The sequence below is a fragment of the Allohoeflea poritis genome (assembly GCF_027889715.1).
Classification (GTDB): Bacteria; Pseudomonadota; Alphaproteobacteria; order Rhizobiales; family Rhizobiaceae; genus Hoeflea_A; species Hoeflea_A poritis.
Genome location: NZ_JAPJZH010000007.1, coordinates 134,133 through 159,773, shown reverse-complemented (window position 1 = coordinate 159,773; position 25,641 = coordinate 134,133). Strand labels below are relative to the sequence as shown.

Genomic DNA, 25,641 nt, shown 5'->3' with positions numbered 1-25,641 from the left:
GCAAAATGGCAGTGAGTGCAAACAGGCTCGAACTTCTTCAGATCGCGGACGCTGTCGCCCGCGAGAAGGCGATCGACCGCGAAATCGTCATAGACGCGATGGCGGATGCCATCCAGAAGGCGGCCCGTTCCCGCTACGGTTCGGAATCGAATATCCGCGCGGACATCAATCCGAAGACCGGTGAAATCAAGCTCCAGCGTCTTCTGGAAGTTGTCGAGGCGGTCGAGGACTATTCCACCCAGATCGCGCTCGAACTGGCCCGCGACCGCAACCCGGAAGCCCAGCTCGGAGATTTCATCGCCGAGCCGCTGCCGCCCATGGATTTCGGCCGCATCGCCGCGCAGTCCGCCAAACAGGTCATCGTCCAGAAGGTTCGCGAGGCCGAGCGTGACCGCCAATACGAGGAATTCAAGGATCGTGTCGGCGAGATCGTCAACGGCACCGTCAAACGCGTCGAGTACGGAAATGTCATCGTCGATCTCGGGCGCGGCGAGGCGATCATCCGCCGCGACGAGCTGATCCCGCGCGAGAATTTCCGCTATGGCGACCGCGTGCGCGCATTCGTCTACGACGTGCGCCGCGAGCAGCGCGGACCGCAGATCTTCCTGTCGCGCACGCATCCGCAGTTCATGGTCAAGCTCTTCACCATGGAAGTGCCGGAAATCTACGACGGCATCATCGAGATCCGCTCGGTCGCGCGCGACCCCGGTTCGCGCGCCAAGATCGCGGTCATCTCCAATGACAGCTCCATCGATCCTGTCGGCGCCTGCGTCGGCATGCGCGGCAGCCGTGTTCAGGCGGTTGTCGGCGAGCTGCAGGGCGAGAAGATCGACATCATCCCCTGGTCCATGGATCCGGCATCCTTCATCGTCAACGCACTGCAGCCGGCCGAAGTGGCCAAGGTGGTTCTCGACGAAGACGCCGAGCGCATCGAGGTTGTCGTTCCCGACGATCAGCTTTCGCTGGCCATCGGCCGCCGCGGTCAGAATGTCCGGCTTGCCTCGCAACTGACCGGTTGGGACATCGACATCCTGACCGAGCAGGAAGAATCCGAGCGCCGCCAGAAAGAATTCAACGAGCGGACCGAGCTGTTCATGAACGCGCTCAATGTCGATGAGATGGTCGGCCAGGTTCTTGCATCCGAGGGCTTCTCCCAGGTCGAGGAAGTCGCCTATGTGGACCTCGACGAGATTGCCGCCATCGAGGGTTTCGACGATGAGACTGCCGAGGAAATCCAGAGCCGCGCTCGCGAATATCTGGAAGCGATCGAGGCCGAGCTCGAGGAAAAACGTATTGAGCTGGGCGTCACCGACGAGCTTCGCGAAGTGCCGGGCATGACCACGGCCATGATGGTGGCGCTGGGCGAGGACGGCATCAAGACCATGGAAGACTTCGCCGGCTGCGCAGCCGACGATCTGGTCGGCTGGACGGAGCGCAAGGATGGCGAGACCGTCAAATATGAGGGACTGTTCTCCAATCTCGATGTGTCGCGCGCCGATGCCGAAGAGATGGTTGTCGCCGCGCGGCTTGCCGCCGGCTGGATAACCGAGGAAGATCTGGCGGCGCAGGCAGCCGAGGAAGAAGGGGAAGGCGAGGAAGGCGAGGCCGAGGAAACGGAAGCCGCTAACGAGGTGGCGCAGGCCTGACCGGTCCGGCGCTCTCGCAATGGAGTTGGGCGCGGGCATGAATGACCGGACTTGCATCGTCACCCGGCAGAGCGGGCCGGCGGATCGGATGATCCGTTTCGTGGCCGACCCCGAAGGCGTGGTGATGCCCGATCTCAAGGCCCGGCTGCCGGGCCGCGGATGCTGGGTGACCGCGGAGCGACGCCACATACGCGCGGCGATGGAAAAGAACCTTTTCGCCCGCGCGCTGAAGACCGGCGTGACGGTGCCCGGTTCGCTGGACGAGACGGTCGATTCGCTGCTTGTCTCGTCATTGACCGGAATGATGGCCTTGGCGCGCAAGGCCGGGCAGCTGGTCACCGGCGCCGGCAAGGTCGAGGCGGCGATACGGTCAGGGCAGGCGATTGCCGTCATGCACGCGGCCGACGCCGCGCCCGACGGTGTCAGAAAGATGGATCAGGCGCGCCGTGCGGCGGCGGCCTCCGGAAGTCCCGCGATCGCTTCCTTTCGCCTGCTTTCGGCGGACGAAATGTCGATTGTGATGACCGACGGCAACATAATACACCTCGCGGTGCTTGCAGGGCAGGCCGGTGAGGGTGTAGTGAAACGCGCAAAGATGCTTGACCGGTACCGCAATGGAGCGGAAAACGGTCACATGGCGGGAATTCCCGCACAGGAAACGGAAACGGAATGAGCGAAACCAAGGACGACAAGACCATCAGCGTGTCGGGCAAGAAGACTCTGACACTCAAGCGCTCCGGAGTGGAGCAGGGAACGGTGCGCCAGGACATGGGTCGCGGCCGGACCAAGGCTGTGGTTGTCGAAACGCGCAAGCGGCGGATCTCGCGCCCGGAAGACGACAAATCCGGATCGATTGCCGGCGGCATCAAGCCAAAACCGGCAGCCGCCGAAAGAGCCAAGGCAAAGCCCAAGGCCGAGCCGGCGCGTGAGGCTGCGAAATCGACGGTGCTGAAGGAGCTTTCCGCGAGCGAAATGGACGCCCGCAAGCGCGCGCTGGAAAATGCCAAGATCCGCGATGCCGAGGAGCGCAAGCAGGCCGAAGAGGACGCCAAGCTCCGCGCCGAGCAAGAAGCGCAGCGCAAGATCGAGGAAGAGGCGCGCCTCAAGGCGGAAGAGGAAGAACGGGCCAAGGCCGAGCAGCAGCCCGCCGAGCAGCCTGCCACGGCGGAAGCCGATCCTGCAGTGCCTGCGGAACCGCCGGTCGTCGACCGCCCGTCGCGTGCGGCACGGCACGAAGAATCCGCCGACGATTCCCGCGCCAAGCCTGCGCAGCAGCGCGGCAAGCCGGCGCGTCCTGAAACGCCGCGGCCGTCACGACCGCGTGGCGATGATTCGCGCCGTCGCGGCAAGCTCACGCTCAATGCCGCGCTCAATGAGGACGGCAACCAGCGCGGCCGTTCCCTGTCGGCGATGCGTCGCCGCCAGGAGAAGATGAAGCGCGCGATGGTGCAGGAGCCACGCGAGAAAATTGCCCGCGAAGTGACGCTGCCCGAGACGATTACCATCCAGGAACTGTCCCAGCGCATGGCCGAACGGTCTGTCGACGTCATCAAATATCTGATGAAGGAAGGGCAGATGATGAAGCCCGGCGACGTGATCGACGCTGACCTTGCCGAGCTGATCGCCGGTGAGTTCGGGCACACGGTCAAGCGTGTCGCCGAATCCGATATCGAGGAAGGCATCTTCGACATCAAGGACGAGGACAGCACACTGAAGCCGCGCCCGCCCGTGGTCACCATCATGGGCCATGTCGATCACGGCAAGACCTCGCTGCTGGACGCCATTCGCAACGCCAATGTGGTTGCCGGCGAGGCCGGTGGTATCACGCAGCATATCGGCGCCTATCAGGTTGAGCAGAACGGCCAGAAGATCACCTTCATCGACACCCCCGGCCACGCAGCGTTCACCGCGATGCGCGCCCGCGGTGCGCAGGCCACCGATATCGCCATCCTGGTCGTCGCGGCTGACGACAGCGTCATGCCGCAGACCATCGAGTCCATCAACCACGCCAAGGCGGCCGGAGTGCCGATCATCGTTGCCATCAACAAGATCGACAAGCCGGAAGCCGACGCCAACAAGGTGCGCACCGAACTGCTTCAGCACGAGGTCTTCGTCGAATCCATGGGTGGTGAAGTGCTCGATGTCGAGGTATCCGCCATCAAGGGCACCAATCTCGACAAGCTGCTCGAGGCGATCCTGCTGCAGGCCGAGATTCTCGATCTCAAGGCCAACCCGGACCGGACCGCCGAAGGTGCGGTGATCGAGGCACAGCTCGACCGTGGACGCGGTTCCGTTGCAACAGTCCTGGTCGAGGCCGGAACGCTGCACACGGGCGACATCGTCGTTGCCGGCAATGAGTGGGGCCGCGTGCGCGCGCTGGTCGATGATCACGGAAAGCAGGTCAAGGAAGCAGGTCCCGCGACGCCGGTCGAGGTTCTCGGCCTTCAGGGCACGCCACAGGCCGGCGACCGCTTCGCCGTTGTCGAGAACGAGGCCCGCGCCCGCGAGATTTCGGAATACCGCCAGCGCATCGCCCGGGAAAAGGCCGTCGCAAGGCAGGCCGGCACCCGTGGTTCGCTCGAGCAGATGATGACGCAGCTTCAGGACAGCGGCATGAAGGAATTCCCGCTGGTCATCAAGGGCGACGTGCAGGGCTCCATCGAGGCGATTGCCGGTGCCCTTGAAAAACTCGGCACCGACGAGGTGCGTGCCCGCATCGTTCACTCGGGCGCCGGCGGGATCACCGAATCGGATATCTCGCTGGCCGAGGCTTCGGAAGCCGCCATCATCGGCTTCAACGTCCGTGCCAACAGCCAGGCCCGCGATGCGGCCGCCGCCGCCGGTATCGAAATCCGCTATTACAACATCATCTACGATCTGGTGGATGATGTGAAAGCGGCGATGTCGGGTATGCTGTCGCCGGAGCGCCGCGAGACCTTCCTCGGCAATGCCGAGATCCTCGAAGTGTTCAACATCACCAAGGTCGGCAAGGTTGCCGGTTGCCGCATCACCGAAGGCAAGGTGGAGCGCGGGGTCGGCGTGCGCCTGATCCGCGACAGCGTGGTCATCCACGAAGGCAGCCTGAAGACGCTCAAGCGCTTCAAGGACGAGGTCTCGGAAGTCAATGCCGGCCAGGAATGCGGCATGGCCTTCGAGAACTATGAGGATATCCGCGCCGGCGACGTTATCGAGTGTTTCCGCGTCGAGCACGTCTCGCGCTCGCTCTAAAGATCACATGCTGATCTGGCAGTGGATGGGCGCCGGTAACGGCGCCCTTCAGGTTTATTCATTCGCGTTCGGTCCAATCCCGTCGCAAATGTTTGAAAAGGTTTAAAAAAATGTCACGCTTTTCGTCCTCCGGACCCTCGCAGCGCCAGCTGCGTGTCGGTGAACAGGTCCGTGCAGCGATCACGACAGTGCTTCAGCGCGGCGAGGTGCGCGACCCGCTGATCGAAAACACGGTAATCGCCATCTCCGAGGTGCGCATGTCGCCCGATCTGAAGATCGCGACCGCCTATATCACGCCGCTCGGCGAGACCGATCATGAGCCGGTCGTCGAAGCGCTCAACCGCAATGCCCGCTTCATCCGCAAGCGTGTGACGCCGGCGCTCAGGCAGATGAAATACATGCCGGATATAAGGTTCCGCGACGATACCAGCTTCGAGAACTACCAGAAGATCGACGATCTCCTGCGCTCGCCCGAAGTCATGCGCGATCTCGATCACGGCGACGAGGATTCGAACTGATGGCGCGGAATCGCAAGAAGAAGGGCAGGGCGGTCTCCGGCTGGCTTGTCCTGGACAAGCCCGTCGATTTCGGCTCCACCGAGGCCGTCTCGAAGATCCGCTGGCTTTTCAAGGCGCAGAAGGCCGGACATGCCGGAACGCTCGACCCGCTGGCCTCCGGCATGCTGCCGATCGCTTTGGGCGAGGCGACCAAGACGGTCCCCTATGTGATGGACGGGCGCAAGATCTACCGGTTCACGGTGCGTTGGGGCGAGGAACGCACGACGGATGATCTGGAAGGAACCGTGACCCGCACCGGCGACGGGCGGCCGGCGGAGAGCGAAATTCGCGCTCTTCTGCCGCGCTACACCGGCATTATCGAACAGACGCCGCCGCAATTCTCGGCCGTCAGGATCGACGGCAACCGCGCCTATGATCTGGCGCGCGAGGGCGAGGCGGTCGAAATTCCGTCGCGCGAAGTCGAAATCCACCGGCTTGATCTGGTGGCCTGTCCGGATGCGGACACCGCGGTGTTCGAGGTCGAATGCGGCAAGGGCACCTATGTGCGGGCGCTGGCGCGTGACATGGGCCGCGATCTTGGCTGTTTCGGACATATCGACACGCTGCGCCGCACCTATGTCGCTCCCTTTGACGAGGATGAAATGGTGCCGCTCGAAGAACTGACGGCTCTGGAGGCTGTCGAGAATGACGATGAGCGTCTCGCGGCGCTCGATTCGTTTCTTGTCGATACCGGTGAGGCGCTGACGCTGCTTCCGCAACTCGCGGTCAACGACCAGCAGGCGCAGCGCCTGCGTTGCGGAAACCCGGTCCTGCTGCGCGGCCGCGACGCCCCGCTGCCGGCGGATGAGGCCTGCGCGACGCAGAACGGAAAGCTGATCGCCATCGGCGAGATTGCCGGGGGGGAGTTCCGCCCGCGCCGGGTTTTCGGCGGTTGAAATAAAACTGGCAATTTACCCGTTTCTCGCTTATATGCAGCGCAATACGGTGCAGAAGGCACGGTAGAACGCGGCCCAGGCTGGACGACATCCCGGCCATGGGCGTCTCACCCCTCCAAAAGTGAAAGGAAGGCACGATGTCGATTACTGCTGAACGCAAAGCAGAACTGATGACCGAATACGCGACGAAGAAAGGCGACACGGGATCTCCCGAGGTCCAGGTGGCCATTCTGACCGAGCGTATCAACAATCTCACGGAACATTTCAAGGGCCACAAAAAGGACAACCATTCCCGCCGTGGCCTGCTGAAGATGGTTTCTAGCCGCCGTTCGCTCCTCGATTATCTGAAGAGGAAGGACGAAGAGCGGTACAAAAAGCTTATCGCGAGTCTCGGTATTCGCCGTTAGGTTTTTCCGGCGGGAGCCTCGTGCGCCCGCCGGTTTCGTTTCCGGACGCTTGCCGCGTTCGATGGAACGGTCACGGGGCAGGATTGCTGGTTGCTTGACGCCCTCCGAGTACAAGCCACCCGTTGTCTTGCCCGTGACGATACCGACCAATCGGCCCGGTGTTCGGGCCATGTACGTTATCAGACGGGGTGCCGCGATATCCGATCGCGCAGCCCGCACACGAAGGACAAGATATGTTCAATACCCACAAGGTAGAAATCGAATGGGGCGGACGTCCGCTCATACTCGAAACCGGCAAGATTGCCCGCCAGGCAGACGGTGCCGTCATGGCGACCTATGGCGAGACCGTGGTTCTTGCGACGGTCGTCTCCGACAAACAACCGACACCGGGGCGGGACTTTTTCCCGCTGACGGTCAATTACCAGGAAAAAACCTATGCCGCCGGCAAGATCCCCGGCGGATACTTCAAGCGTGAAGGCCGCCCGAGCGAGAACGAAACGCTCGTGTGCCGGCTCATCGACCGGCCGATCCGCCCGCTGTTTCCGAACGGATACAAGAACGACACGCAGATCATCATCACCGTGATGCAGCACGATCTGGAGAACAATCCGGACGTCTTGTCCATGATTGCCACCTCCGCGGCGCTCACCCTGTCGGGTGTGCCCTTCATGGGCCCCATCGGCGGCGCCCGCGTCGGCTACATCAATGGCGAATACATCCTCAACCCGCATGTGGACGAGATGGACGAATCCAGCCTCGATCTGGTTGTTGCCGGCACCCAGGACGCGGTCCTGATGGTTGAATCCGAAGCCGGCGAGCTGCCCGAGGACGTGATGCTGGGCGCCGTGATGTTCGGCCACAAGGGCTTCCAGCCGGTGATCGATGCGATCATCAAGCTGGCCGAAGTCGCTGCAAAGGAGCCGCGCGAATTCGAGCCGGAAGACCTGTCCGCGCTCGAGGAAGCCATGCTCAAGGTGGCTGAGACCGAACTTCGCGACGCCTACAAGATCATCGACAAGGCTGAGCGTTACGATGCCGTCGATGCCGTCAAGGCCAAGGTCATGGCGCATTTCCTCCCCGAAGAGGTTGAAGAGCCAGAATACACGCCGGAGCAGATCGGCTCGGTCTTCAAGTCGCTGCAGGCAAAGATCGTCCGCTGGAACATCCTCGACACCAAGAGCCGCATCGACGGACGCGAGCTGGATACCGTCCGCGCGATTTCGGCCGAGGTCGGCGTCCTGCCGCGCACCCACGGCTCTTCCGTGTTCACCCGCGGCGAAACCCAGGCCATCGTGGTGGCGACGCTGGGCACCGGTGAGGACGAGCAGTATGTCGACAGCCTGACCGGCATGTACAAAGAAAACTTCATGCTGCACTACAACTTCCCGCCCTTCTCGGTCGGCGAGACGGGCCGCATCGGCTCGCCCGGCCGTCGCGAGATCGGCCACGGCAAGCTCGCCTGGCGCGCCATCCACCCGATGCTGCCCACCGGCGAGCAGTTCCCCTACACGCTGCGTGTCGTCTCCGAGATCACCGAATCCAACGGCTCGTCCTCCATGGCGACCGTCTGCGGCACCTCCCTGGCGCTGATGGATGCGGGTGTGCCGCTGGCCAAGCCGGTTGCCGGCATTGCCATGGGCCTGATCAAGGAAGAGGAGCGCTTCGCGGTCCTTTCCGACATCCTGGGCGACGAGGACCATCTCGGCGACATGGACTTCAAGGTCGCCGGCACCGAGGACGGCATCACGTCGCTTCAGATGGACATCAAGATCACCGGCATCACCGAGGAAATCATGCAGATCGCTCTCGATCAGGCCAAGGGCGGCCGCATGCACATTCTCGGCGAGATGGGCAAGGCCATCAATGAGAGCCGCGAGGAACTCGGCGAGTTTGCGCCGCGCATCGAGGTGATGAATATCCCGGTCGACAAGATCCGCGACGTCATCGGCTCCGGCGGCAAGGTGATCCGCGAGATCGTCGAAAAGACCGGCGCCAAGATCAATATCGACGACGACGGCACCATCAAGTTCGCTTCGTCCTCCGCCAAGGAGATCGAGGCGGCCAAGAAATGGGTCAACTCGATCGTCGCCGAGCCGGAAGTCGGCGTGATCTATGAAGGCACGGTCGTCAAGGTGGCCGACTTCGGCGCATTCGTGAACTTCTTCGGACCGCGCGATGGCCTCGTGCATATTTCGCAGCTCGCCAAGGAGCGCGTCGGCAAGACGTCCGACGTCGTCAAGGAAGGCGACAAGGTCTTCGTCAAGCTTCTCGGCTTCGACGACCGCGGCAAGGTCCGCCTGTCCATGAAGGTCGTCAACCAGGAAACGGGCGAGGAAATCCCGCGCGAGCCTGCTGACTGATCCTCGGATACAGACATGAAAAAACCCGCTGCGGCGACGCGGCGGGTTTTTTTGTTTTCAGGCTTCTGCGACGGCTATTTGCCGTTCGACCACTGCGCCTTGAGTTCGTCGAGCACCGGCATCGAGGTGATGTGATAGCCCGAATCGACGAAATGGATTTCGCCGGTCACGCCCTTCGAAAGATGCGACAGCAGATAGACGGCAGAGCCCCCGACATCGTCGATGGTCACGTTGCGGCGCATCGGCGAGTTGCGCTGCTGGTAGTTGTACATCTCGCGCGCGCCGGAGATGCCCGCGCCGGCCAGCGTGCGGACCGGGCCGGCGGAGATCGCGTTGATGCGGATGTTGCGTGGGCCGTAATCGGCGGCGAGATAGCGCACGCTCGCTTCCAGTCCCGCCTTGGCAACGCCCATGACATTGTAGTTGGGCATGACGCGCGTCGAGCCGCCATAGGTCAGCGTGATCATTGCGCCGCCATCGGGCATCAGCGCGGCGGCGCGTTTGGCGACCTCGGTGAATGAGAAACACGATATGACCATCGTGTGCGTGAAATTCTTGCGCGTCGTGTCGGCATAGAGCCCCCGCAACTCGTTGCGGTCGGAAAATCCGATGGCGTGGACGACGAAATCGATGCTTCCCCACCGGTCGGCGAGTTCCCCGAAGGCAGCATCCACGGTCTCGATGTCCTCGACGTCGCAGGGCATGATAAAGTCCGAGCCGACCGATTTGGCCAGCGGTTCGAGGCGCCGTCCGAAAGCCTCGCCCTGATATGTGAATGCGAGTTCCGCGCCCTCGGCATGCAGCGCCTGGGCGATGCCCCAGGCAATCGAGTGATCGTTGGCGACCCCCATGATAAGGCCGCGCTTCCCCTTCATCAGTTCACCCATCTGTACAACCTACCCCTCGTGGCGCCTGAATATCAGTGTTGCGTTGGTCCCGCCAAACCCGAAGGAATTGGACAGGACCGTATCGATTTTCGCATTGTCGATCCGCTCGCGAACGATCGGCACGCCCTCGAACTCCGGATCGAGTGTGTGGATATGCGCGCTCTCGCCGATGAAGCCCTCCTTCATCATCAGGAGCGAATAGATCGATTCCTGAACGCCCGTGGCGCCGAGCGAGTGTCCGGTCAGCGATTTCGTCGAGGCGATATGCGGAATATTGTCGCCGAACACTTCCCGGATGGCGCCGATCTCGCGGCTGTCGCCGATCGGTGTCGACGTGCCATGCGTGTTGATATAGTCGACGCTGCCGTCGATCGTCGAAAGCGCCAGCTTCATGCAGCGGATGGCGCCCTCGCCGGATGGCTGCACCATGTCGTAACCGTCCGATGTCGCGCCGTAACCGATGATTTCGCCGTAGATCCTGGCGCCCCTGGCCTTGGCGTGTTCGAGTTCCTCAAGCACCAGGACACCGGCGCCGCCGGCGATCACGAAACCGTCCCGGTCCGCGTCATAGGCACGCGAGGCCGTATCGGGTCCGTTGTCATTGTATTTGGAGGACATGGCACCCATCGCGTCGAACAGGTTCGACATGGTCCAATCGAGGTCTTCGTGGCCGCCGGCGAAGACGATCGACTGCTTGCCCATCTGGATCAGCTCATAGGCGTTGCCGATGCAGTGGGCGGATGTTGAGCAGGCCGACGAGATCGAGTAGTTGATGCCGTGGATCTTGAACCAGGTGGCAAGTGTCGCCGATGCCGTTGACGACATCGCTTTCGGCACCGCGAACGGTCCGATGCGTTTCGGACTGCCGCGTTCGCGGGTGGTGTCCGCCGCATCGACGATGGTGCGGGTGGACGGGCCGCCCGAACCCATGACGATGCCGGTGCGCTCATTCGAAATGTCGCTTTCCTCAAGACCCGAATCGGCGATCGCCTGCTGCATGGCCACGTGGTTCCAGGCGCCGCCCTTGCTCAGGAAGCGCATGGCGCGCCGGTCGACCAGATCGGTCGGATCGAGCGTCGGCGCCCCCCAGACCTGGCAGCGAAAGCCGTGTTCTGCGAAATCCTCGGAGAATGTGATGCCGGACCTGGCCTCGCGTAGGGAATCGGTGACTTCCTGCGCGTTGTTGCCGATGGAGGACACGATCCCCAACCCGGTGACTACAACACGTTTCATACGGTTTCCTTTCCACAGAAACTGCGGTTTTGAGACAGGTGCGGCGGCAGGGCGCCGAATGCGTCGGATGCTATGCTATTTTTCCTGAAACAGCCCCACCCGAAGGTCGGTCGCCTTGTAGGACGGCTCACCGTCCGCCTTGGCCCAGCCGTCGCCGATGCCGAGCACCAGCCGGCCGCGCATGACGCGCTTGAAATCCACGCCGAACTCCACGAGCTTGGTCTCTGGTGTCACCATCCCGGTCAGCTTGACTTCGCCGACGGATATTGCGCGGCCCTTGCCGGGTTCGCCCAGCCAGCCGAGGTAAAAACCGGTCATCTGCCACAGCGCGTCCAGCCCGAGGCAACCCGGCATCACCGGATCGCCCTCGAAATGACAGGCAAAGAACCACAGATCGGGCGTCACGTCGAACTCGGCGCGCATATATCCCTTGCCGTATTCCCCGCCGGTCTCCGAGATCTCCGTGATCCGGTGGAACATCAGCATGGGCGGCAGCGGGAGCTGCGCATTGCCGGGCCCGAACATGGCGCCGTGCGCGCAGGTCAGAATGTCATCATAGCTGAAGCTTGACGGCCGATCGTTCATGTAGATTCCATACTCCCGAATACCAGACGCCCCCGGACGCCAATGCCCCGTGACCCTAACACAGCTTGTTTGCTGGCGAAAAGCATCGCAATTCAATTATGGGGATCGGCCCCGACTTGCAACCGCAATCGCGCCCTTTTCCGATCGCGCCGCAAAGCGCAAATCGCAAAATTGGACAGTCAAACTCCACTATTGAAAGATGCCCCGTCTAAAGTTATATAACGTCCAATTGCCTATAAGCGGGTTCCAGTCAAGATAGAGCGATGCACAGCAATCAGGAACACACATCTTGTCCCACACGCATGGCCGGTGATCGCCTCCGGTCAGTCGGTCTTCGTCCGACGCGCCAGAGGATTGCGCTTGCCGGGCTTCTGTTCGCCAAGGGCGACCGCCATCTGACGGCCGAGGAGCTGCATGAGGAAGCCGTCGGCGCCGGCGTTCCCGTTTCGCTGGCGACGGTCTACAACACGCTGCATCAGTTCACCGACGCCGGCATGCTGCGCGTACTGGCGGTGGAATCATCGAAAACCTATTTCGACACCAACACCTCCGATCACCAGCACTACTTTATCGAGGGTGAAAACGAGGTGATGGATATTCCCACAGGTTCAATCTCGATTGACGGCTTGCCCGAGGTGCCGGAAGGCATGGAAATCGCCCATATCGACGTGGTCGTGCGCCTGCGCCGCAAAACGGCCTGACCGGACCGGCCGCGTCAGATCGAGCCGGCCTCCACCATATAATTGTTCGCTGTACACATCGCCGCGTCGTCTGAGCCAAGGAAGACGACCATGCGTGCGACATAGACCGGGTCGATCAGGTCCGGCAGGCATTGCCGCGCGCGATGCGCCTCAATGGCTTCCGGCGTGACCCAAAGCGCCTTCTGGCGCTCGGTCATGACCCAGCCGGGCACGACCGTGTTGACCCGGATGCGATGGTCGCCGAGGTCGCGGGCCATGGTACGGGTCAGGCCGTGGACGGCGGCCTTGGCCGTCGTGTAGGCCGGGAAGCCGCCGCCAGCCTCCCACCAGGAATTTGAACCCATATTGATGATCGACCCGCCGCCGTTTTCGATCATGCCCGGCGCAATGGCCTGGATGGCGAAAAACATGTGCCGCAGATTGGTGTTCTGGCGGTCGTCCCAGTATTCCGGCGTGACATCCTTCCAGTCGTGACGGTCGTCGCGCGCGGCATTGTTGACAAGCACATGCGCGGGGCCGAGACGGTCCGTCAGTTTCGCAAGCGCGGCCTGCATCGCGGCGATGTCGCGAAGATCGCAGATTTCATGGGCGACATCATCAATCGTGCCGGCCAATGCCGCGCTGACGGCTTCATCGAGATCGAGAAAACCGACACATGCGCCTTGCTGCGCAAAAGCCTTGACGATTTCCGCGCCGATCCCCTGTGCGCCGCCCGAGATGATGACGGTTTTGCCTTTCAGGCTCGGATAGATGGCGAAGTCGGGCATGAGTATCCTCGGCTTTAAAAACGAAGTGAGGGCGGACTTTGTGGTGGCGGGCTTGGAAGCCATCTTTTGAGCGCCTTCTAATGTGGTTTGCGACGCCCGGCAATGCTTTCGAAAGAAAGATGAACATGCCACTTGTCCGTTGTTGGATTTCCGTTTCTTGTGGCGGCATGAAACTTACCGGTCCCTTCTTCTTCATTCTGGCCACATTGATGATCGACGCCATCGGCGTCGGGATCGTGTTCCCGATCATGCCGGACCTGATGGACCGCGTCGGCGCAGGCAGTACGGCCGAGGGGGCGTTCTGGGGCGGGATCATGATGTCGTCCTATGCGGCCGCCATGTTTCTGTTCGGTCCGATCGTCGGCAGTCTTTCGGATGCCTATGGCCGAAGGCCGGTCCTCATCTGCGCGCTGGCCATGCTGACAATCGACTATGTGATCATGGCGATGGCCGAAACCTACTGGGTCCTGCTTGTCGGCCGTGTTCTCGCGGGCATGGCCGGGGCCACATACATCACGGCGACCGCCTATATCGCCGACATCGCCAGGCCGGAGGAGCGCGGCGCCGCCTTCGGCATGGTCGGCGCCGCGTTCGGCATCGGCTTTGTTCTGGGGCCTGCCATTGGCGGTCTCGCCTCGGACTGGCACATCACGGCACCCTTCTGGCTTGCAGCAGCGCTGTCGGCTCTCAACGTGGCGTTCGGCCTCCTTGTCCTGCCGGAATCGCTCAAACCGGAAAACCGCCGCGCCTTCGGCAAACGGGATCTCAATCCTTTTGGCACCATCATGCGGGCGTTTGTGGTGCCGGGCCTCGCAATCCCGCTTATCTGTATCTTCGTGTTTGAATTTGCCAACATGGTCTATCCGACGCTCTGGGCCTTTTGGGGCCGCGAAGTTTTCGGCTGGGACGGATTCACGATCGGGCTGACCTTGTCGGCTTACGGCCTTGCGATCGCCGGTGTCCAGGCCGGCATATTGCCCCGGCTCAGCAAACGGCTGGGCGACTACCGCACCCTGCTGATTGCAATCGTGGCCGGTGTCATCGGCATGGTGGGGTTCGGTTTTGCCGGCGCTGTTTGGGCGGTGATCGTCTTCCTGCCGATCTCGGCGCTGTCGGACATGGCGCCGCCGCTGATGACGGCCTTTGCCGCAAACCGGGTGGGCGAGGATCAGCAGGGCCTGGTTCAGGGCGTGATCGCCTCGCTGTCATCCATCGCGGCGGTTGTCGCGCCGCTCGCCCTGACCGGCGTTTTTGAGCAATTTGTCAGCGGCGAGTGGATCTATTTTCCCGGCGCGCCGTTCCTTGTCGCCGCCTTGCTGGTCGTGGCTATCGTGCCGTTGGTCGTGCGCCTGCGCGCCTGGAACCGTGAGCGCGGATCCTAGCTCACGGCATTCTAGTCGTTGACATGGAGCTTCAGGCGTCCCGCGCGCTCCGGCATGGGCGCGACATTCTCCGTTCCGGCATTTGCTGCCGGCGGCTCACTGCCCTCCGCCTCGATCTCCAGCGCCTCGATCTTGGCGCCGCGCTTGGTGACCTTGTCGGCCGAGGTCAGGATCTGGTCGATGTCGCGCTGCGCCTGGCCGAAATGGGTCTGCAGCTTGCGCACCCGCTCATCAAGCCGCACCACATCGTCCATCAGCCGCACCACCTCGCCCTGGATCAGATGCGCCTGTTCGCGCATCCTCGCATCCTTCAGCACCGCCTGGACGACCTGCAGCGACAGCATCAGCAGCGACGGCGAAACGATGACGACGCGCGCCCGGTGCGCCTTTTGCACCAGCGCCTCGAAATTCTCGTGGATCTCGGCGAAGATCGATTCCGACGGTACGAACATGAAGGCCGTGTCCTGCGTTTCGCCCTTCAGCAGATATTTGTCGGCGATATCGCGGATATGGACCTCGACATCGCGGCGGAAACGCTGCGTCGCCTGTTTCTGCGCCTCGGGTTCGCCCGCCTCGCGGATGGCGTTCCACGCTTCCAGCGGAAACTTGGCGTCGATCACCAGACCCGGCGCGTCGTTCGGCATGTGGACGATACAGTCGGGCCGCACGCCGTTGGAGAGCGTCGGCTGGAAGGCATAGCCGTTCGAGGGCAGCGCATCGGCAATGATCGTCTCCATGCGCGCCTGCCCGAAGGCGCCGCGCGTCTGCTTGTCCGACAGGATCGCCTGCAGGCCGACGACGTCCTTGGCGAGCGCCTGGATATTGTTCTGCGCCGTGTCGATCACCGCGAGCCGCTCCTGAAGGCGGCTCAGATTCTCGTGCGTCGCCTTGGTCTGCTCGCTGATCGTGTTGCCGAGCCGCTGGCTCATGCCGTCCAGCCGCTCATTGATCGATTTGTTGATCTCGCTCTGGCGCGATCCGAAGACCTCGGCGATCGTCGCCATGCGGCCCTGCATCTCGGCCTGCGCGCCCATGATCTCGGCGAAACGGGATTCCATCTCCCGTGCACGCTCGCCGGCCGCCGCTTCCGCCGCGATCCGCGCTTCTTCGCGCAGCCCCGCGGAACGGCGCAGGCCAAGCACGACGGCGATGACGACAAGGCCCAGCAGCACGACAAGGCCGATCGCGACGCCGCCCAGGCTAATCACCGTGCCGCCGATCTGCACGACCGGCGTGTCAAAGGAAAGTTGAACCGCATCCATGCGCCAAGCTTATCTGATTCTCGGATTTATGCCAGATCAAAACAGGAACATGGACAAAGTGCCGAATTGACCTGTCGCCGCCGAATGCGTAGATGCATGCCATGACCATAAAATCGCTTGTCCTTCTTCCCGATCCGGTCCTGCGGGCCAAATCCGAGCCGATCGAAGACGTCGGCGAAGACGTTCAGACGCTCGCCGACGACATGCTTGAAACCATGTATGACGCCCCCGGGATCGGGCTGGCGGCCATCCAGGTGGGCATTCCGCGCCGTCTTCTGGTGGTCGATTGTTCCAAGGAGGACGAGGAGAAGAACCCGATTGTCGTGATCAATCCCGAAATCGTCGCAAGCTCCGACGAACGCTCGACCTATGAGGAAGGCTGCCTGTCGATCCCCGACTACTATGCCGAGGTCGAACGGCCGGCACAGGTGACCGTGGAATATGTCGACCGGGAGGGCAAGAAGCAGCGGATCGAGGCCGACGGTCTCCTTGCGACCTGCCTGCAGCACGAGATCGACCATCTGAACGGCGTTCTTTTCATCGACCATATCTCCAAGCTGAAGCGGGACATGGTGATCAAGAAGTTCACCAAGCTGGCGAAGAGCCGCGGCGGCACCCGGCTCTGAGCGCCGCATTCCGGGACAACACGCGGGAGGAAGGCCTTGCGCATCATCTTCATGGGAACGCCGGAATTTGCCGTGCCGACGCTGGCGGCGCTCGCCGGATACGGCCATGAGATCGCCGCGGTCTATACCCAGCCACCGCGTCCCGCCGGACGGCGCGGCCTGGAAGTGGTCAAATCGCCCGTCCACCAGCAGTCGGAAATCCTGGGCTTTCCGGTCCATACGCCCGAGAGCCTGAAGGACGAGGGCGAGCAGCAACAGTTCCGCGATCTCGATGCCGATGTCGCCGTCGTCGTCGCCTACGGCCAGTTGCTGCCGCCGGCGATCCTGGAGGGCACGCGCCTCGGCTGCTACAACGGCCACGCCTCGCTCCTGCCGCGCTGGCGCGGCGCCGCGCCGATCCAGCGTGCCATCATGGCCGGCGACAATGAGACCGGCGTCATGGTCATGAAGATGGATGAGGGGCTCGACACCGGGCCCGTCGCCATGGAGGAACGGGTCGCTATCGCACAGGACATGACCGCCGGCGAGCTGCACGACAAGCTGATGATCATCGGCGGCGATCTGATGCAGCGGGCGATGGCGGCGCTGGAACGCGATTCGCTGACGCTGTCGCCGCAGCCGGAAGAGAGCGTCACCTATGCGGCCAAGATCAGCAAGGGTGAAACCCGTATCGATTTTTCCGCTGACGCCGCAGCGGTCCACAATCATATCCGCGGCCTGTCGCCCTTTCCCGGCGCCTGGTGCGAGATGCCGCTCGGCGGCAGGGCCGAGCGCGTGAAGATACTGCGGTCCACCCTGACTGCGGGCGAGGGCGCCACTGGGACCCTGCTCGACGATGGCCTGACCGTCGCCTGCGGAAGCGGTGCGGTCCGTTTGCTGAGACTGCAGAAGGCGGGCGGCAAGGCGCTCAACGCCGACGAGTTCCTGCGCGGCCACGCACTGGCGGTCGGAACGGCGCTTTCCTGACATGCGCTACAAGCTGACCATCGAATATGACGGCACGCCCTATGTCGGCTGGCAGCGCCAGAACAACGGCCCCTCCGTGCAGGGCGCCATCGAGGCGGCCGGAAAGAAGTTCTGCGGTCATGAGCTGAGCGTACGCGGCGCCGGGCGCACCGATGCAGGCGTTCATGCGTTCGGGCAGGTGGCCCATGCCGATTTCGAACGGGACTGGCCCGCAGAAACGGTGCGCAATGCAATCAATTCCTATCTCGGGCAGGCGGGCGAGCGCGTCGTCATCCTGAGCGCGGAAGCCGTGGATGAAGCGTTCGATGCACGCTTTTCGGCAGTCCGGCGCCACTATCGCTACCGCATCGTCAATCGCCGCGTTCCGCTGGCGCTGGAAAAGAACCGGGCGCTTTGGGTTCAAAAGCCGCTCGACGCCGATGCCATGCACGCGGCCGCGCAGCGTCTTGTCGGCCGGCATGATTTCACCACCTTCCGCTCCGTCCATTGCCAGGCGAAGAACCCCGTGCGCACGCTCGACCGGCTCGATGTGCAGCGCAGCGGCGAACTGGTCGAGATATTCGCGACGGCGAAATCCTTCCTGCACAACCAGATCCGTTCCTTTGCCGGCACGCTGCGCCTCGTCGGCGAGGGCGACTGGAGCGCCGATGATGTGACGGCCGCGCTCGAGGCGCGGGACCGCGCCGCCTGCGGCCCGGTCGCCGGCCCTGAAGGGCTCTATTTCATGAAGGTCGATTACGAGGAAGAGGAAGGCTGAAATGCAGGTCACCATCTACCACAATCCGAAATGCGGCACCTCGCGCAACGCGCTGGCGATGATCCGCGAGGCCGGAATCGAGCCCGAAGTCATCGAATATCTCCAGACGCCGCCGGGCCGGCAGAAGCTGGTCGCGCTGATCGCCGCCATGGATATACCGGTGCGCGACCTGCTGCGCCGCAAGGGCACGCCCTATGACGCGCTTGGCCTGGACGACGCGAAGTGGTCCGACGACGAGCTGATCGATTTCATGGTCAAACACCCGATCCTGATGAACCGTCCGGTGGTCGTGACCGATCTGGGCACGGCGCTATGCCGCCCCTCGGAGACGGTGCTGGACCTGCTCGGTGATGCCGATATCGGTACCTTTACCAAGGAAGACGGCGAGGTCGTCAAGGGGCGCTGATCGGCGGGAATCCACTGTTCTGCCCGTAAGAACGGTCACGGGGATGTGAAGACGGGTATTCTTCGACCCCATTGCAACGATGTCTGACGCTCCCCACATGGGCGCGCGTGCCCGGCTCCAGTCCGGGTGCATGTGTTTTGACAGCAACTGCAATGGAAGAATTCATTACTCTTTTCCAGGATCCCGTATCCTGGGCCGCACTGGCGACGCTGATTGTCATGGAAGTCGTGCTCGGCATCGACAACCTGGTCTTCGTCGCGATCCTCACCAACAGGCTGCCGAAGCGGCAAAGGCCGCTCGCCCGCCGGGCCGGCATCGGTCTGGCACTGGTCTTCCGGCTTGTGCTTCTGACGATGATCGCCTCGATCATGCGCCTGACGCAGCCGGTCTTCGAGATCGCCGGCAACGAACTGTCCTGGCGCGACATCATCCTGATTTCGGGCGGCCTGTTCCTGGTCTGGAAGGCGACCCGCGAGATCCACCATCTCGTCGATCCCAATCCCGCGCCGAGCCTCTATGGCGCGGTCGTCATGGGTTTTGCCGCCGCGATCGTGCAGATCCTCGCCCTGGACCTTGTGTTCTCGATCGACAGCATCATCACGGCTGTCGGCATGACGCCGCACATACCGATCATGATGATCGCCGTCGTCGTTGCCGTCGGCGCGATGCTGCTGGCCGCCGATCCCTTGTCGGATTTCGTGCAGAAGAATCCGACCGTCATCATGCTGGCGCTCGGTTTCCTGCTGCTGATCGGCACGGCGCTGATCGCCGACGGTTTCGGCGTCCATATCCCGCGCGGCTATATCTATGCGGCGATGGGCTTTTCGGCGCTGATCGAGCTGCTCAACATGCTGGCGCGGCGCTCACGGCGCAACCGCGCCCGCTCGACCCTTTATGGCGAGGACGACTAGCACAACCTCACAGGAACAGCGAAGATACGCTGCGGCCGCTGTGAATGGCCATGATGGCGTCGGCGAAGAGCCTGGCGACGGAACAGACCTCGATCTTGTCGATCCGCTTTTCCTCCGAAAGCGGGATCGTGTCGGATATGACCAGCGATTTCAGCACCGAGTCGCTTATCCTCTGGACCGAGTGGCCGGAAAGAACGCCGTGCACGGCAACGGCTTCGACGGAGAGCGCGCCCTGGCGCATCACGAAATCGGCGGCCTCCATGAGCGTGCCGCCGCTGGCCACCTCGTCATCGACGATCAGCGCATGTTTGCCGGCGACCTCGCCGATGATCGAAACCGCGCGCGCCTTCTCGTCATTTCCGTCGCGGCGTTTGTCGACGATTGCGATCGGCAGGCCCAACCGGTTCGCATAGGCGCCGATTTCCTTCGCCTCTCCCACATCGCCGGCGACCAGCACATGGTTGGCAAGGTCCCGGTTCTGCCGCAGATAATCGCAGAGCAGCGGCGCGGCCTTGAGCTGGTCGGCCGGTATGCGGAAGAAACCCTGCACCTGCGGCGAGTGGAAATCCATGCTGAGAATGCGGTCCGCGCCGGCTGTCTCGAGCAGATCGGCCATCAGCCTCGCCGTGATCGAAATACGCGGCTGGTCCTTCTTGTCGGACCGGGCATAGGGAAAATACGGGATGACCGCCGTTATGCGCTTGGCCGATGCGTGCTTGAGCGCATCGATCGTTATCAGCAACTCGATGATGCCCTCCGATACGGGCGTATTTGCCGTTTGAACGACAAATGCGTCGGTTTCCCGCACATTCTCCTCGATCTTGACCATCAGGTTTTCGTTCGAGAAACGCAGCACCTGGGTTTTTGTGGGCCTGACGCCGATATAGTCGCATATCTTTTCTGTCAGTGCCGGGTGGGACGAAGCCCCGATAATGCGGATCGTGTCATCCATGATTTTTGCCGTTTCCGGTTCGTTGCCAGGTTGAGGGGCTTTGATGTTCATAAGCCCCGTGTCAGTTCAGGCACCCGTAGGCCGCATCGACCAGCGACTGGCCGCGCTCATTGAGCAATATGCCGCCGCCCAGGCGGTTCATCGTATAGCCGAAGGCAAGCCCGGCCTCGGGATCGGCGAAGCCGATGCTGCCGCCCATGCCGACATGGCCGAAGGCGCCCGGGCCGATGACCACCGAATTGCCGGAGGGCAGGCCCCGATTGTCCATGGAAAGCATGAAGCCCTGGCCGAACCGCGTCGGGATGAGCAATGTCTCGTCGCGTTCCGTTTCGCTTGACAACCGCGCCATGCCGGCCGTGCGTTCCTTTGAAAGCAGTGTTCGCCCGTCGGCGCTGCCGCGTCCGGCGAGCGGCCGGTACATCGCCGCCAGCGCCCGCGCATTGGCGATGCCGCCAGCACCGCCGATCTCCGCCGCATGGGCCTGCGCGCTGTTGGCGTCGTGGCGGCCATTGTTGAGGTAGGCGAGATGGGGCGTGGATTCCCTGTCTGAAATGAGGGTCCTGACGAAATCGGTCAGCTCAGTGCCCGGCTCGGGTTTATAGGGGATTACCGGCGCAATCGGCGGCGTCGTGTCCGCCGGCAGCCCGATCCAGAAATCAAGGCCGAGCGGGCCGGCGATCTCGTCGCGGAAGAAGGCGCCGAGCGATTTCCCCGATACCCGACGCACCAGTTCGCCGACGGTCCATCCGAAGGAAAACATGTGATAGCCGGTCCTCGCGCCCGGCTTCCAGAACGGCTCTTCCGCCGCAAGACGACCGGTCACATAGTCCCAGTCATTGAAGCCACCTCTTACCACGGGCGCGCGCAGGGCCGGCAATCCGAGCGTATGGTTCAGCGCCATGAGGACGGTCGCGTCCTCCTTGCCGTTCGCGGCGAATTCCGGCCAGTAATGCGAGATTTTCTCGCCCAGATCGAGCTGGCCGCGGTCGATCAGGATCTGGGCGCAAAGCGCCGTCGCCGCCTTGGTGCAGGAATAGACGACGCTGACGGTGTCCCGGTCCCAAGCCTGCCGGCGTTCCTGGTCGCGAAAGCCGCCCCAAAGATCGACGACCATTTGGCTCCCGGCGTGAACGCACACGCTGGCGCCGACTTCATCGCGATGCTCGAAATTCTCCGCGAAGGCTGCCAGTACCGGCTCGAAGCCCGGTTCGCAGATGCCTTCGATCCGAGCGGAGCCTTGCAGCGTTATCGAAACGTTCATTTGGCGGCCTGAAGGGTCTGGCTTGCTTTTGAAACCGGCGTGAAACGAACGTGGCGCGGATTGATGCGTTTCATCTGCCGCCGGTATGTCCGTGCGTCATGCGGATAGAGGATGTCGATGCGCCCGTCGGCCCTTTGGTACCAGCTCTCGCAGCCGGACGTCCACACCGTGTCCGGAAAGGCTGACTGGAGCTTATCATTATAGGCCGTCGTCGCCTCCGGCGTCACGGAGACCACCTTGTCCGTGCCTGCCTTGCGGATGCATTTCATGATCCAGCCCATGCCCTGCTCGATCATGTAGACGACGGACGATGTTCCGACGCCGGTATTGGGACCGGTCGCCATGAAATAATTGGGAAAGCCCGGCACCATGACGCCGTGATAGGCATTGGCCCCATCCTTCCAGGCCTGTTTGAGCGTAACGCCGTTTTCGCCCGTTATGTCGATGCTGAAGAGATGGCCCTCCATGTCGAAACCGGTGGCATAGACGATCGCGTCGAAGGAACGCTCCTTGCCGTCGGCGGAAACGATTCCGCTTCTCGTAATCTCCTTGATTGGTTGCGGCACGAGTTCGACATTGTCCGAATTGAGCGCGTCGAAGAAATTGTCCGAGATCAGCATGCGTTTGCAGCCCATCTCGTAATCCGGGACCATCGCTTCGCGGACTTTGCGGCCGCGCGTCATCACCTTGATATAGCGCTTGGCCTCCTCCATGCGCTTGGCCCGGTAGTCGTCCCTGGTGATGATCGGATAGACCCGTGTTTCCAGGTAGTAGAAGATCATCAGCCGGTGCAGGCGGTTGAGCAGCGGTATGCGCCTGAACAGGGTCTTCCAGCGGTCGGAATAGGCAAAATCCTTGCGCGGCAGGATATAGTTCGGCGTCCGCTGGTAAAGACTGATGGACTTGGCCTTCCCGGCGATTGCCGGCAGAACCTGGATAGCGCTTGCCGCGCTGCCGATAATGGCGATGTTCTTGTCCGCCGGATCGAAATCGCGGTCCCATTCGGCCGTGTGCATGGCAAGGCCGGCAAAGTGCTCGGCGCCCTTGAAATACGGTGTCGCCGGCTTGTGCAGCCCGCCCGATCCGTTGATGACAAAGCGCGCCCGCACCCGCTCGCCGTCGGTGAACTCCGCTTCCCAGGTGGCCGTTGCCTCATCGAAGCGCAGGGCGCGAATCTCGCGCCCGAGGTTTAAGTGCGGCCGCAGACCGTATTTGTCGACGCAGCCCTCGATATAGGCCTGGATCTCGTCCTGCGGCGAATAGAGCCGCGACCAGTGCGGGTTGGGTTCGAACGAATAGCAGTAAAGATGCGAGGGGATATCGCAGGCCGCGCCCGGATAGGCATTGTGCCACCAGGTCCCGCCGATGCCGTCCGCCTTGTCGTAGATGCGGAAGCGCTCGATGCCCGCCTGCTTGAGCTTGATGCCGGCGCACACGCCGGAAAAACCCGCGCCGATGATCAGAACGTCGAGCAAGGGACTTTGGGCCATAACGTTTCCCGCTGCGGATGGTCCGGCCGGGACAGTGCAAGATCCGCCCAAGCCTGCTGGTTACATAGCACAGGAAATGCCGGCTTGCGCATGGGAATTATTGTCGCGAGGATTGCCCGCACCGGTGTGGCCCCTTTGTGCCCGGTTGCGCTATAAATCCGGTAACCGTTCCCGGGGAGTGAACCATGAGCAGAAATCCGGACGTGGACCGCTGGCTGGAGGCCTATGACAATCCCATGAAGCCGGTCGTGGCGGCCATTCGCGAACTTGTGCTTGCCCATGACGCGCGCATCGACGAGGCGATCAAGTGGCAGGCGCCGACCTTCATCTACAAGGGCAATATCGCCAGTTTCTTCCCGAAAGCCAAGAAACATGCCAGCCTGATGTTCCACAAGGGCGCTGAGATCCCCGGCGATTTTTCCAATCTTTCCGGAGACGGAAAAGAGGCCCGCACGTTCAAGGTCATGGACCTCGAAGACCTTGATGAAAAGGCCGGCGAGCTGAAAGCCGTCTTCACGGCCTGGTGCGCGATGCGAGATGGCTGAGGTGTGTCTTACCCAAGCAGCACCGATGTAAGGATGAAGACGAGCTCTGTGAGAACCAGAAGCCCGAAAGCCAGCAGCCCGTCACCGCCGAGCGCGACGCGCGCGACCCGCCAGCTGATGATGAGGGCCGCAATGACGGCGGCCAGCAACAGTATCGAGCCGCCCTGGCCGAACAGGCCGAACGACAACAGCTGCACCACCGCCATCAGATAGGCCAGCGGCAGCGCCAGCCAGTTGCCGGCAACGACCCATTGCACGAACCGGTCTGAAATCCCCATCGGGCGCGCGATCAGCGCGACCGCGAGCAACGCCAGCACAATGCCGGCGGCATCGGTGACGGCGGACCGGACAAAGAAGGTGAGGCCGATTTTCGCCTCAGGATCGTCCACAAGCCGCGCGAAATGGTCTGTCGTCCAGAAGACCAGGAAGGCGGGCAGGCAATAGGCAAAGGCCCAGAAGGAGCGCCAGAAGCCGCTTGCGGACAGGTCGAGATAATGCAGGCCTTCCGGCTCGTCGCGGACCATCCGGACGATCCCGGTGAGATAGGCGGCGACTTCGTTTGCGCTGGGGGGCGTCACACCGCGAACCAGCGTTGCAGGAACGTCTCGTAGATGCCGGTCAGTTCCTCCAGATCCGTCAGAGCAACACGTTCGTCCACCATGTGCATGGTCTGTCCGACGAGGCCGAACTCGACGACCGGGCAATAATCCTTGATGAATCGCGCATCCGATGTGCCGCCCGTGGTGGACAGTTCCGGACGCCGGCCGGTTCGGGCCTCGACCGCGCCGGCAAGTGTTTCGATGAGCGTCTCGTCGCGTGTCAGGAAAACCGGCGAGGGGCGGTCGCGCCACACGAGCGTGTAGTCCGCCGCGTCGCGGCCGGGCCGCAAACGGTCGTCTCTTCCTGCCTCCGCTAGCCGGCGTTCGATCTCCGCCCGCAGGCTTTCGGCGGTCCATGTGTCGTTGAAGCGCACATTGAAACTGGCGCTTGCCTTGGCTGGAATGACGTTGAGCGCCGGATTGCCGACATCGACGGTGGTGATTTCCAGGTTTGTCGGCGGGAAGCGGTTCGTGCCGCTGTCGAGTTCCGGGTCGATCAGGCTTTCCAGCATCGGAATAAGTGCGCGCACGGGATTGTCGGCAAGATGCGGATAGGCGGCGTGTCCCTGCGTGCCGTTGACCGTCAGCGTTCCGCTCATCGATCCGCGCCGCCCGATCTTGATCATGTCGCCGAGCACGTTCGGATTGGTCGGCTCGCCGACGATGCAGCCGTCCCATTGCTCGCCCTTCTGCGATGCCCATTCGACCAGCTTGCGCGTGCCGTTGATCGCGGGTCCCTCCTCGTCGCCGGTGATGAGGAGCGAAATCGATCCGGCGGGCGCACCGTTTGATTTGAGATGGCGGGCAACGGCCGCGACGAAACAGGCGATCCCGCCCTTCATATCGACCGCCCCGCGGCCGAAGAGCATGCCGCTGTCGATCTGCGCCGCGAAAGGCGGATGCGACCAGTCGGCCTCATTGCCGGCAGGCACCACATCGGTATGGCCGGCGAACATCAGATGCGGTCCGCTCTTGCCGAGCCGCGCATAGAGATTGTCGACCGTTTCGGTTCCGTCTTCTGCGAAGGCGATCCGCTCGACGGCAAATCCGAGCGGCTCCAGCATCGCGGTGAGCGAATCGAGCGCGCCCGCGTCACGTGGTGTCACGGATGCGCAACGGATCAGGGCGGCGAGATTTTCAACGGGATTGTCGGTCATGTCCGAGGCTTAGAACATGATGGCATTGGATGGAAGCGGTTGATGACTCAAATTCCGCGC

24 protein-coding genes and 1 pseudogene are annotated in these 25,641 nt (G+C 62.6%); 15 read left to right on the top strand and 10 right to left on the bottom strand.

The genetic code is table 11. The features are described 5' to 3' along the window. The first annotated feature begins 5 nt into the window (after positions 1-5). From nusA to pnp, 7 genes are all read left to right on the top strand, one after another. The gene (gene nusA / locus OOZ53_RS13080) at positions 6-1,646 is read left to right on the top strand and encodes a transcription termination factor NusA (protein ID WP_271090034.1); all 1,641 of its coding nucleotides are present in this window, start codon (positions 6-8) and stop codon (positions 1,644-1,646) included. Positions 1,647-1,665: 19 nt separating this feature from the next. Continuing rightward, complete coding sequence (locus tag OOZ53_RS13075) at positions 1,666-2,319, top strand: RNA-binding protein (RefSeq protein WP_271090033.1); 654 nt, start codon at positions 1,666-1,668, stop codon at positions 2,317-2,319. Further along, the gene (gene infB, locus OOZ53_RS13070; RefSeq protein ID WP_271090032.1) at positions 2,316-4,874 is read left to right on the top strand and encodes a translation initiation factor IF-2; all 2,559 of its coding nucleotides are present in this window, start codon (positions 2,316-2,318) and stop codon (positions 4,872-4,874) included. The genes OOZ53_RS13075 and infB overlap by 4 nt, the downstream gene beginning before the upstream one ends. A 110-nt stretch (positions 4,875-4,984) precedes the next feature. Next, complete coding sequence (gene rbfA / locus OOZ53_RS13065) at positions 4,985-5,392, top strand: 30S ribosome-binding factor RbfA (RefSeq protein ID WP_271090030.1); 408 nt, start codon at positions 4,985-4,987, stop codon at positions 5,390-5,392. Further along, the gene (gene truB, locus OOZ53_RS13060; protein ID WP_271090028.1) at positions 5,392-6,327 is read left to right on the top strand and encodes a tRNA pseudouridine(55) synthase TruB; all 936 of its coding nucleotides are present in this window, start codon (positions 5,392-5,394) and stop codon (positions 6,325-6,327) included. Before rbfA ends, truB begins: the two co-directional genes overlap by 1 nt. 137 nt (positions 6,328-6,464) lie before the next feature. Then, entirely contained in the window at positions 6,465-6,734 is a 270-nt protein-coding gene (rpsO, locus tag OOZ53_RS13055; protein WP_271090027.1) for a 30S ribosomal protein S15, read from the top strand. Positions 6,735-6,967: 233 nt separating this feature from the next. After that, positions 6,968-9,094 carry a polyribonucleotide nucleotidyltransferase gene (gene pnp, locus OOZ53_RS13050; protein ID WP_271090026.1) on the top strand — a complete coding sequence of 709 codons (2,127 nt, stop codon included), beginning with the start codon at positions 6,968-6,970 and terminating at the stop codon, positions 9,092-9,094. Positions 9,095-9,168: 74 nt separating this feature from the next. Here pnp and fabI read toward each other — a convergent pair whose 3' ends face one another. The 3 genes from fabI to fabA form a co-directional block, all read right to left on the bottom strand. Then, entirely contained in the window at positions 9,169-9,981 is an 813-nt protein-coding gene (fabI, locus tag OOZ53_RS13045) for an enoyl-ACP reductase FabI (protein WP_271090025.1), read from the bottom strand. A 9-nt stretch (positions 9,982-9,990) separates the two neighbouring features. Then, positions 9,991-11,214, bottom strand: coding sequence for a beta-ketoacyl-ACP synthase I (gene fabB, locus OOZ53_RS13040; RefSeq protein ID WP_271090024.1), 1,224 nt, complete (start codon positions 11,212-11,214; stop codon positions 9,991-9,993). Positions 11,215-11,289: 75 nt separating this feature from the next. Further along, on the bottom strand, positions 11,290-11,799 hold the full coding sequence (gene fabA / locus OOZ53_RS13035; RefSeq protein ID WP_136657553.1) for a 3-hydroxyacyl-[acyl-carrier-protein] dehydratase FabA: 510 nt from the start codon (positions 11,797-11,799) through the stop codon (positions 11,290-11,292). Positions 11,800-12,038: 239 nt separating this feature from the next. Between fabA and irrA the strand changes: the two are divergent. After that, positions 12,039-12,500: pseudogene (irrA, locus tag OOZ53_RS13030) on the top strand (iron response transcriptional regulator IrrA); the annotation flags it as partial. A 14-nt stretch (positions 12,501-12,514) separates the two neighbouring features. Here irrA and OOZ53_RS13025 read toward each other — a convergent pair. Beyond that, on the bottom strand, positions 12,515-13,267 hold the full coding sequence (locus OOZ53_RS13025) for an SDR family NAD(P)-dependent oxidoreductase (RefSeq protein WP_271090021.1): 753 nt from the start codon (positions 13,265-13,267) through the stop codon (positions 12,515-12,517). 167 nt (positions 13,268-13,434) lie between these two features. On the opposite strand from OOZ53_RS13025, the gene OOZ53_RS13020 reads away from it, so the two are divergent. After that, entirely contained in the window at positions 13,435-14,649 is a 1,215-nt protein-coding gene (locus tag OOZ53_RS13020) for a TCR/Tet family MFS transporter (RefSeq protein WP_271090020.1), read from the top strand. Between the two features lie 11 nt (positions 14,650-14,660). Here OOZ53_RS13020 and OOZ53_RS13015 read toward each other — a convergent pair whose 3' ends face one another. Next, the gene (locus OOZ53_RS13015) at positions 14,661-15,911 is read right to left on the bottom strand and encodes a DNA recombination protein RmuC (protein ID WP_271090019.1); all 1,251 of its coding nucleotides are present in this window, start codon (positions 15,909-15,911) and stop codon (positions 14,661-14,663) included. 101 nt (positions 15,912-16,012) lie between these two features. Here OOZ53_RS13015 and def point away from each other — a divergent pair, with 101 nt between their 5' ends. The 5 genes from def to OOZ53_RS12990 all read left to right on the top strand — a co-directional run bounded on the left by def (position 16,013) and on the right by OOZ53_RS12990 (position 19,577). Then, on the top strand, positions 16,013-16,537 hold the full coding sequence (gene def, locus OOZ53_RS13010; RefSeq protein ID WP_271090018.1) for a peptide deformylase: 525 nt from the start codon (positions 16,013-16,015) through the stop codon (positions 16,535-16,537). Positions 16,538-16,573: 36 nt separating this feature from the next. After that, the gene (fmt, locus tag OOZ53_RS13005; protein WP_271090017.1) at positions 16,574-17,503 is read left to right on the top strand and encodes a methionyl-tRNA formyltransferase; all 930 of its coding nucleotides are present in this window, start codon (positions 16,574-16,576) and stop codon (positions 17,501-17,503) included. Between the two features lies 1 nt (position 17,504). Further along, complete coding sequence (gene truA / locus OOZ53_RS13000; RefSeq protein WP_271090016.1) at positions 17,505-18,260, top strand: tRNA pseudouridine(38-40) synthase TruA; 756 nt, start codon at positions 17,505-17,507, stop codon at positions 18,258-18,260. A 1-nt stretch (position 18,261) separates the two neighbouring features. Next, on the top strand, positions 18,262-18,666 hold the full coding sequence (arsC, locus tag OOZ53_RS12995) for an arsenate reductase (glutaredoxin) (RefSeq protein ID WP_271090015.1): 405 nt from the start codon (positions 18,262-18,264) through the stop codon (positions 18,664-18,666). A 152-nt stretch (positions 18,667-18,818) separates the two neighbouring features. Further along, a complete protein-coding gene (locus tag OOZ53_RS12990) occupies positions 18,819-19,577 on the top strand; it encodes a TerC family protein (protein WP_271090014.1) in 759 nt (252 codons plus the stop codon). Between the two features lie 7 nt (positions 19,578-19,584). Here the strand turns inward: OOZ53_RS12990 and OOZ53_RS12985 are convergent, their stop codons facing one another. The 3 genes from OOZ53_RS12985 to OOZ53_RS12975 form a co-directional block, all read right to left on the bottom strand. After that, positions 19,585-20,529, bottom strand: a complete 945-nt coding sequence (locus OOZ53_RS12985) for a ribose-phosphate diphosphokinase (RefSeq protein WP_271090012.1) — start codon at positions 20,527-20,529, stop codon at positions 19,585-19,587. 61 nt (positions 20,530-20,590) lie between these two features. After that, complete coding sequence (locus tag OOZ53_RS12980) at positions 20,591-21,790, bottom strand: serine hydrolase domain-containing protein (RefSeq protein ID WP_271090011.1); 1,200 nt, start codon at positions 21,788-21,790, stop codon at positions 20,591-20,593. After that, positions 21,787-23,280: a flavin-containing monooxygenase gene (locus OOZ53_RS12975; RefSeq protein ID WP_271090010.1), complete on the bottom strand. Its 1,494-nt coding sequence runs from the start codon at positions 23,278-23,280 to the stop codon at positions 21,787-21,789. The genes OOZ53_RS12980 and OOZ53_RS12975 overlap by 4 nt, the downstream gene beginning before the upstream one ends. Before the next feature lie 185 nt (positions 23,281-23,465). Here OOZ53_RS12975 and OOZ53_RS12970 point away from each other — a divergent pair, with 185 nt between their 5' ends. After that, a complete protein-coding gene (locus OOZ53_RS12970) occupies positions 23,466-23,825 on the top strand; it encodes a DUF1801 domain-containing protein (protein ID WP_271090009.1) in 360 nt (119 codons plus the stop codon). Between the two features lie 8 nt (positions 23,826-23,833). Here OOZ53_RS12970 and OOZ53_RS12965 read toward each other — a convergent pair whose 3' ends face one another. After that, on the bottom strand, positions 23,834-24,403 hold the full coding sequence (locus OOZ53_RS12965; protein ID WP_271090008.1) for a hypothetical protein: 570 nt from the start codon (positions 24,401-24,403) through the stop codon (positions 23,834-23,836). Continuing rightward, positions 24,400-25,581 (bottom strand): succinyl-diaminopimelate desuccinylase, encoded by a 1,182-nt coding sequence (dapE, locus tag OOZ53_RS12960; RefSeq protein WP_271090007.1) that lies wholly within the window; start codon positions 25,579-25,581, stop codon positions 24,400-24,402. The genes OOZ53_RS12965 and dapE overlap by 4 nt, the downstream gene beginning before the upstream one ends. Positions 25,582-25,641 lie beyond the last annotated feature (60 nt).